Genomic DNA, 7314 nt, shown 5'->3' with positions numbered 1-7314 from the left:
GGTGTGTTACAACCCAGAACACCACACGACCCCCCACCCCCCGCCCAGGGTGAGGGTGGGATATGTGGGTTGGGGGGGGGCCCCCCCGGGGGGGGGGGGGCGCCCCTCTGCGTTGTCGGTCCCCCGCTGTACGATCACGCTCTTCGGACTCGCATTCGACATTCGTCCGAACTTCTGATCCCGAGGGGGGACTTCAGTGGGTACGCCCATGCCTGGAGCCGGTCGGCACAGACGCCGGACACGTTTCGCCCTGCCCGTCGCCGCGGCCGGTATCGCCGCCGCCGTGACCGCCGCGGTGCTGACGACGTCCGCCGGCGCGGCCACCGCGCTGCCGACTCCGACCGCGAAGCCCGTCGTCAGCCAGCCGTCGCTCGCCACGCTGAAGAAGCGCATCGCGGGCGCCGAGGCCAGTGACGACACTGCCGGCCGGACGACCAAGAAGTCGTCCCGCAGCGCGAGCACCACCGCCACGACCGCCAGCCCGAAGATCATCGGCGGCACGACCACCACCATCAGCACCGCGCCGTACATGGCGCAGCTCTGGTACTACGACGACAAGGGCACCACCGACGAGAGCGACGACCTCGGCTTCTTCTGCGGCGGCTCGGTCGTCTCGCCGACGAAGATCCTGACGGCCGCGCACTGCACCAAGGACGAGCACGGCAAGGCCTACAACTGGGCCAAGTACGGCGTCGTCGTCACGAGCGCCACCGTGCTGCCGACCACCGACGCGGACAACAACACCGACCTGCACGGCGGCCAGGCCACCGCGGTCCTGCGCCAGTGGACCCACCCGTCGTACAACACGGCGACGATCGACAACGACGTGGCGGTCCTCACCCTGGCGGCCCCCGTCAAGGCGACCCCGATCCGCCTGACGACGAACACCGACACGACGTCGTACACGGGCACGGCCGCCAAGACCGCCAAGGTCTACGGCTGGGGCCGTACCAGCTCCTCGTCGGAGGACATCTCCGAGACGCTGAAGACGGCCACGCTGCCGATCCAGTCGGACGCCACCTGCACGGGCGCCTACGGGAGCCTGTACATCAAGGGGCACAACGTCTGCGCGGGCGAGCCCGCCACCGGCAGTGACACCACCACGACGGCCATCTGCAACGGCGACTCCGGCGGCCCGCTGGTCGTCGCCGGCCGGATCGTCGGTGTCGTCTCCTGGAGCGCCGACGACGGCGACGCCACCACGGTCAACGACTGTGTCGTCGAAGGCACCTACGGTGTCTTCGCCAAGGTCAGCGCGTACGTCGGCGCGGCCTACGCGCAGATCGACGACGGCAACCTCAGCTACACCGACAACAAGGCCGACATCTACGCCCGCAAGTCCTCCACCAAGGTGGGCTACGAGCTGGACTCCAAGGGCACCTCGCTGGCCACCCGCCAGTCCCTGGGCGACTGGAGCGGCGTCAACCAGGTCCGCTCCGCCGACCTGAACCGGGACGGCTTCCAGGACTGGATCTACCGGACCACCGACGGCGCGGTCTACTGGGACCACTTCGTGCTCAACAGCGCGCGCGACGACGGCAGTTGGGCCAGCACGAAGATCTTCGCCAACTGGAAGACCCGCACCCGGATCATCGCCCCCGGCGATGTCACCGGCGACTACCTGCCCGACCTGATCTCGGTCGACAGCTCCGGTGTCCTGTGGATCTACCCGGGCAAGGGCAACGGCACCTTCAGCTCGCCCTCGCGGGTCGGCGGCGGCTGGAGCCAGTACAACGCGCTGGTCGGCCACGGCGACTTCAACGGTGACGGCAAGGCCGACCTGATCGCCCGCAACAAGAGCACCGGCGCCGTCTACCTGTACAAGGGCGCCGGCAAGTCCGGCACGGGCGCCTTCGCTGCCCGCGTCAAGGTGCGCAGCTGGCCCAGCTACAACGCGTTCGACGCGGTCGGCGACTTCACCGGCGACGGCAAGGCGGACCTCCTGATCCGCAACGCCAGCGGTTCGCTGTACGTCTACCCGGGAACCGGCAAGGCGACGAGCGAGATCTTCGGCACAGCGAAGTCACTGGGCACCGGTTTCCAGCAGTACGACATCTTCGGGTGAAACAGCAGGTGAGCGCGGTCTGACCCGCTCGCGCGACTACGCAGAGTGCCCATCGCCGTACGCGATGGGCACTCTGTGTTGTGCAACCCTTTGTCGAGTTTCCCCGTCTGACCAGGCGGACGAAAATGGAGCGGTACTGACCGCGCCTGACCCTGAAAGCAGGGGGTAACCGACCGGACGAGAGACCGAGGAGCCCATGTCCGCCGAGAGCACGCCGGAGCCCGGTATACCGGGCAAGGACGGCAACAGCGGCCCGCGCCACCGCGCCGGAGGCCGCAAGCAGAAGAACCGCAGTCCCCGCCACAGGGCCCTGATGATCACGGCCTGGGTCGCCGGAGGCGTCCTGGTGCTGGGCGGTACCGGCGCCGGCTACGTGTACTTCAAGCTCAACGGCAACATCAAGAGCGTCGACATCAACCAGGCCCTCGGCACCGACCGGCCGGTCAAGGTCGACAACGGCTCCGAGAACATCCTCGTCCTGGGCTCCGACTCCCGCTCCGGCACCAACAAGAAGCTGGGCGGCGGCACCGACGACGGCAGCGCCCGCTCCGACACCGCGATGATCATCCACGTCTACAAGGGCCACAAGAGGGCCAGTGTGGTGTCCATCCCGCGCGACACCCTCGTAGACCGGCCCGCGTGCACCGACACCAAGGGCGTCATGCACGACGCGGCCTCCGGCGTGATGTTCAACGAGGCGTACTCGACCGGCGGCGCCGCCTGCACGGTGAAGACCGTCGAGTCCATCTCCGGTCTGCGCATGGACCACTACCTCGAGGTCGACTTCGCGGGCTTCGAGAAGCTCATCAACGAGCTCGGCGGGGTCCAGATAACGACCACCAAGGACATCAAGGACTCGCAGAGCCACCTGAACCTCAAGGCCGGCAAGCACACGCTCAACGGCTCGCAGGCCCTCGGCCTCGTCCGCACCCGGCACGGCGTCGGCGACGGCTCCGACCTCGGGCGTATCCAGCTCCAGCAGGCGTTCATCAAGGCCCTGGTCAACCAGGTCAAGCACGTCGGCCTCCTGACCAGCCCGACCAAGCTCTTTGACCTCGCCAACACCGCCACCCAGGCCGTCACCACCGACTCCGACCTCGGCTCCGTGAACTCCCTCACGTCCTTCGCCAACGGCCTCAAGGGCATCAGCTCCGCCAACATGAACATGGTCACGATGCCGGTCGAGTACGACCCGGCCAATCCCAACCGCGTGATCATCGAGAAGTCGAAGGCCCAGCTGGTCTGGACGGCCCTGAAGAACGACCAGCCGATACCGGCGGCGGCGTCCAAGGGCACGGCGACGGGCGAGGCCAAGGGCGTCGTGACAAGTTCCTAGGGCGCAACCGCCCAGGGGCGCGGGGCTGTGTCGACAGGCGGTCCGCCGCGGCGCGCGCCCAGCCCCCGCGCACCCGCAGGGAATAGATCACCTGGGCCCCCGGTTTGGGAGGTTGGCTCCAGTCCTGGCAGACTGGACAGTCGGCCCCGGTTCACGCCCCGCAAACCCGCGGAGCGACCCGGTGCCCTCCCGAACCTAGGAGACACCTTGAAGCGCGAGATCCACCCCGAGTACGTCGAGACCCAGGTCAGCTGCACCTGTGGCGCGTCGTTCACCACCCGCAGCACGATCACGAGCGGCAACATCCGCGCCGAGGTCTGCTCCGAGTGCCACCCGTTCTACACGGGCAAGCAGAAGATCCTCGACACCGGTGGCCGCGTGGCCCGCTTCGAGGCCCGCTTCGGCAAGGCTGGCGCCGGCTCCAAGAAGTAGCGAGCTTCAATTTCGCCGGTCCACGGCCACGCCCCTGTTACAGGCGTGCCGGGACCGGCGTTTTTGGTCGCCCGCCTTCCCTTTCTTCACCGCATTTCAGGAGCCCAAGATGTTCGAGGCTGTCGAGGACCTCATCGGCGAGCACGCCGACCTTGAGAAGAAGCTCGCCGACCCGTCGGTCCACGCCGACCAGGCCAACGCGCGCAAGCTGAACAAGCGCTACGCCGAGCTCACCCCGATCGTCGCCACGTACCGCTCCTGGAAGCAGACCGGCGACGACATCGAGACCGCGCGTGAACTCGGCGCCGACGATCCGGAGTTCGCGGCCGAGGTCAAGGAGCTGGAGAAGCAGCGGGACGAGATCACGGAGAAGCTGCGGCTGCTGCTGGTGCCGCGCGACCCCAACGACGACAAGGACGTGATCCTCGAGGTCAAGGCGGGCGCGGGCGGCGACGAGTCGGCCCTGTTCGCCGGTGACCTGCTGCGCATGTACCTGCGGTACGCGGAGCGCGTCGGCTGGAAGACCGAGATCATCGACGCCACCGAGTCCGAGCTGGGCGGCTACAAGGACGTCCAGGTCGCCGTGAAGACCAAGGGCGGCAACGGCGCGACCGAGCCCGGCCAGGGCGTCTGGGCCCGGCTGAAGTACGAGGGCGGGGTGCACCGCGTGCAGCGGGTGCCCGCGACCGAGTCCGCGGGCCGTATCCACACCTCCGCGGCCGGTGTCCTCGTCACCCCCGAGGCGGAGGAGGTCGACGTCGAGATCAACCCGAACGACCTCCGCATCGACGTGTACCGCTCCTCCGGTCCCGGCGGCCAGTCCGTCAACACGACCGACTCCGCGGTGCGCATCACCCACATTCCCACCGGAGTCGTCGCGTCCTGCCAGAACGAGAAGAGCCAGCTGCAGAACAAGGAGCAGGCGATGCGTATCCTGCGCTCCAGGCTGCTCGCCGCGGCACAGGAGGAGGCGGAGAAGAATGCCGCCGACGCCCGCCGCAGCCAGGTCCGCACGGTCGACCGCTCCGAGAAGATCCGTACGTACAACTTCCCGGAGAACCGCATCTCCGACCACCGCGTCGGCTTCAAGGCGTACAACCTGGACCAGGTCCTGGACGGCGACCTCGACGCGATGATCCAGGCTTGCGTCGACGCGGACTCGGCCGCCAAGCTCGCGGCGGCGTAACACGAGGGCGTAACACGGCGGTACGCACGGCACGTTCGGCACGGACGAGTACGACACGGAGGACTTGCGTGAACCTGCTGCTAGCAGAGGTGGCCCAGGCCACCCAGCGGCTGGCCGACGCCGGCGTGCCCTCGCCGCGCAACGACGCGGAGGAGCTCGCCGCGTTCGTGCACGGTGTGAAGCGGGGCGAGCTGCACTCCGTGAAGGACGTGGACTTCGACGCCCGCTACTGGGAGACCATCGCCCGGCGCGAACAGCGGGAGCCGCTCCAGCACATCACCGGCCGCGCCTTCTTCCGCTACCTGGAACTCCAGGTCGGGCCAGGGGTGTTCGTGCCCCGCCCCGAGACGGAGTCGGTGGTCGGCTGGGCCATAGACGCGGTCCGCGCGATGGATGTCGTGGAGCCGCTGATCGTGGACCTCTGCACCGGATCCGGCGCCATCGCGCTCGCCCTCGCGCAGGAGGTCCCGCGCTCCCGGGTGCACGCCGTGGAGCTGTCCGAGGACGCCCTCCAGTGGACCCGCAAGAACATGGAGGGGTCCAGGGTCGACCTGCGGCAGGGCAACGCCCTGGACGCCTTCCCCGACCTCGACGGCCATGTCGACCTGGTCATCTCCAACCCGCCGTACATCCCGCTCACGGAGTGGGAGTACGTCGCTCCCGAGGCCCGGGACTACGACCCCGAACTCGCCCTGTTCTCAGGGGAGGACGGGCTCGACCTGATCCGCGGCATCGAACGCACCGCACACCGGCTCCTCCGCCCCGGCGGTGTCGTCGTCATCGAGCACGCCGACACCCAGGGCGGCCAGGTGCCGTGGATCTTCACCGAGGAACGTGGCTGGGCCGACGCGGCCGACCACCCCGACCTCAACAACCGCCCGCGCTTCGCGACCGCCCGCAGGGCGACGCCGTGACCGGCGCCCCGACTTTCGACCCGCAGCAGTACGTGTACGAGGAGGCCCGCTAGACATGGCACGGCGATACGACACCAATGACGCGACCGACCGCACGACGGGTCTGCGCGAGGCCGCGTCCGCCGTCCGCCGGGGCGAACTCGTGGTCCTGCCGACCGACACGGTCTACGGCATCGGGGCCGACGCGTTCACCTCGGAGGCCGTCGCCGATCTCCTGGACGCCAAGGGCCGGGGCCGCAACATGCCCACGCCCGTCCTCATCGGCTCCCCGAACACCCTGCACGGCCTCGTCACGGACTTCTCCGAGCTGGCCTGGGAACTCGTCGACGCGTTCTGGCCGGGCGCCCTCACGCTGGTCGCCAAGCACCAGCCGTCCCTGCAGTGGGACCTGGGGGACACCCGGGGCACGGTCGCCGTCCGCATGCCGCTGCACCCCGTCGCCATCGAGCTGCTGACGGAGGTCGGCCCGATGGCCGTCTCCTCCGCGAACCTCACCGGCCACCCCGCGCCGGAGGACTGTGACGCCGCCCAGGAGATGCTCGGCGACTCCGTCTCCGTGTACCTCGACGGAGGTCCGACCCCCGGCAACGTGCCGTCCTCGATCGTCGACGTCACGCGCGAGGTGCCCCTGCTGCTGCGCGCGGGCGCGATCTCGGCGGAGGAGCTGCGCAAGGTCGTACCCGACCTCGAGGTGGCGAATTGACAGCCCCTGACGCGGGGCGTGGCATAGGCAACGGGGAAGTGACGGGGACCTTCGGGCTTCCCATGGACAGCTTCCGCATCCTCCACGTCAGCACCGGCAACGTGTGCCGCTCGCCGATCACCGAGCGGCTGACCCGTCATGCCCTGGCGGACCGGCTCGGCGACCCGCTGTGGGGCGGGCTCATCGTGGAGAGCGCCGGCACCTGGGGCCATGAGGGCGCGCCCATGGAGACCAACGCGGCGACCGTCCTCACCGACTTCGGCGCGGACCCCTCCGGCTTCACCGGCCGCGAGCTGCTCGACGACCACGTGATCCGCGCCGACCTGGTGCTGACCGCCACGAGGGACCACCGCCAGCAGGTCATCTCCATGGGCCACTCGGCGGGCCTGCGCACCTTCACCCTCAAGGAGTTCACCCGCCTGGTGAAGGCGATCGACCCGGCCACCCTCCCACCCCTGGAGGACGGCATGGTGGCCCGCGCCCGCGCCCTGGTCCGCGCGGCAGCGGCCCTCCGAGGCTGGCTCCTGGCCCCCACAGCAGAAGCCGACGAGGTCTTCGACCCCTACGGCGCCCCCCTCCCGTTCTTCCGCTCCATCGGCGACGAGATAAACCAGGCGATCGATCCGGTGGTGACGGCGTTGACGGGTGTGCCCGCGCGGACGTGATCCGGCGAGAGCG

7 protein-coding genes are annotated in these 7314 nt (G+C 69.3%); all 7 read left to right on the top strand.

Going from position 1 to position 7314, the window contains the following annotated elements:
• The first annotated feature begins 208 nt into the window (after positions 1–208).
• The 7 genes from ACFXC1_RS15070 to ACFXC1_RS15040 all read left to right on the top strand — a co-directional run bounded on the left by ACFXC1_RS15070 (position 209) and on the right by ACFXC1_RS15040 (position 7301).
• Positions 209–2065, top strand: coding sequence for a trypsin-like serine protease (locus ACFXC1_RS15070; RefSeq protein WP_381242775.1), 1857 nt, complete (start codon positions 209–211; stop codon positions 2063–2065).
• A 196-nt stretch (positions 2066–2261) separates the two neighbouring features.
• Positions 2262–3401: an LCP family protein gene (locus tag ACFXC1_RS15065; protein ID WP_381242773.1), complete on the top strand. Its 1140-nt coding sequence runs from the start codon at positions 2262–2264 to the stop codon at positions 3399–3401.
• A 207-nt stretch (positions 3402–3608) separates the two neighbouring features.
• Positions 3609–3833 (top strand): 50S ribosomal protein L31, encoded by a 225-nt coding sequence (rpmE, locus tag ACFXC1_RS15060; RefSeq protein WP_019073185.1) that lies wholly within the window; start codon positions 3609–3611, stop codon positions 3831–3833.
• A gap of 109 nt (positions 3834–3942) precedes the next feature.
• Positions 3943–5019, top strand: coding sequence for a peptide chain release factor 1 (gene prfA / locus ACFXC1_RS15055; protein WP_093629136.1), 1077 nt, complete (start codon positions 3943–3945; stop codon positions 5017–5019).
• 68 nt (positions 5020–5087) lie between these two features.
• Positions 5088–5933, top strand: coding sequence for a peptide chain release factor N(5)-glutamine methyltransferase (prmC, locus tag ACFXC1_RS15050; RefSeq protein ID WP_019073183.1), 846 nt, complete (start codon positions 5088–5090; stop codon positions 5931–5933).
• 55 nt (positions 5934–5988) lie between these two features.
• The gene (locus tag ACFXC1_RS15045) at positions 5989–6636 is read left to right on the top strand and encodes an L-threonylcarbamoyladenylate synthase (RefSeq protein WP_381242770.1); all 648 of its coding nucleotides are present in this window, start codon (positions 5989–5991) and stop codon (positions 6634–6636) included.
• On the top strand, positions 6633–7301 hold the full coding sequence (locus ACFXC1_RS15040; protein ID WP_026179237.1) for an arsenate reductase/protein-tyrosine-phosphatase family protein: 669 nt from the start codon (positions 6633–6635) through the stop codon (positions 7299–7301). The genes ACFXC1_RS15045 and ACFXC1_RS15040 overlap by 4 nt, the downstream gene beginning before the upstream one ends.
• Positions 7302–7314: the final 13 nt, after the last annotated feature.

It is taken from the genome of Streptomyces hokutonensis, from assembly GCF_042751305.1.
Taxonomy (GTDB): Bacteria; Actinomycetota; Actinomycetes; order Streptomycetales; family Streptomycetaceae; genus Streptomyces; species Streptomyces hokutonensis_A.
The sequence above is the reverse complement of the archived record's forward strand: the minus strand, read 5'-3'. Positions and strand labels throughout refer to the sequence as shown.

Bases quoted from the DNA above. Each gene is read 5' to 3' on its own strand.
- ACFXC1_RS15070 (WP_381242775.1), top strand. From the start codon at position 209: ATGCCTGGAGCCGGTCGGCACAGACGCCGGACACGTTTCGCCCTGCCC.
- ACFXC1_RS15065 (WP_381242773.1), top strand. From the start codon at position 2,262: ATGTCCGCCGAGAGCACGCCGGAGCCCGGTATACCGGGCAAGGACGGC.
- prfA (WP_093629136.1), top strand. From the start codon at position 3,943: ATGTTCGAGGCTGTCGAGGACCTCATCGGCGAGCACGCCGACCTTGAG.
- ACFXC1_RS15045 (WP_381242770.1), top strand. From the start codon at position 5,989: ATGGCACGGCGATACGACACCAATGACGCGACCGACCGCACGACGGGT.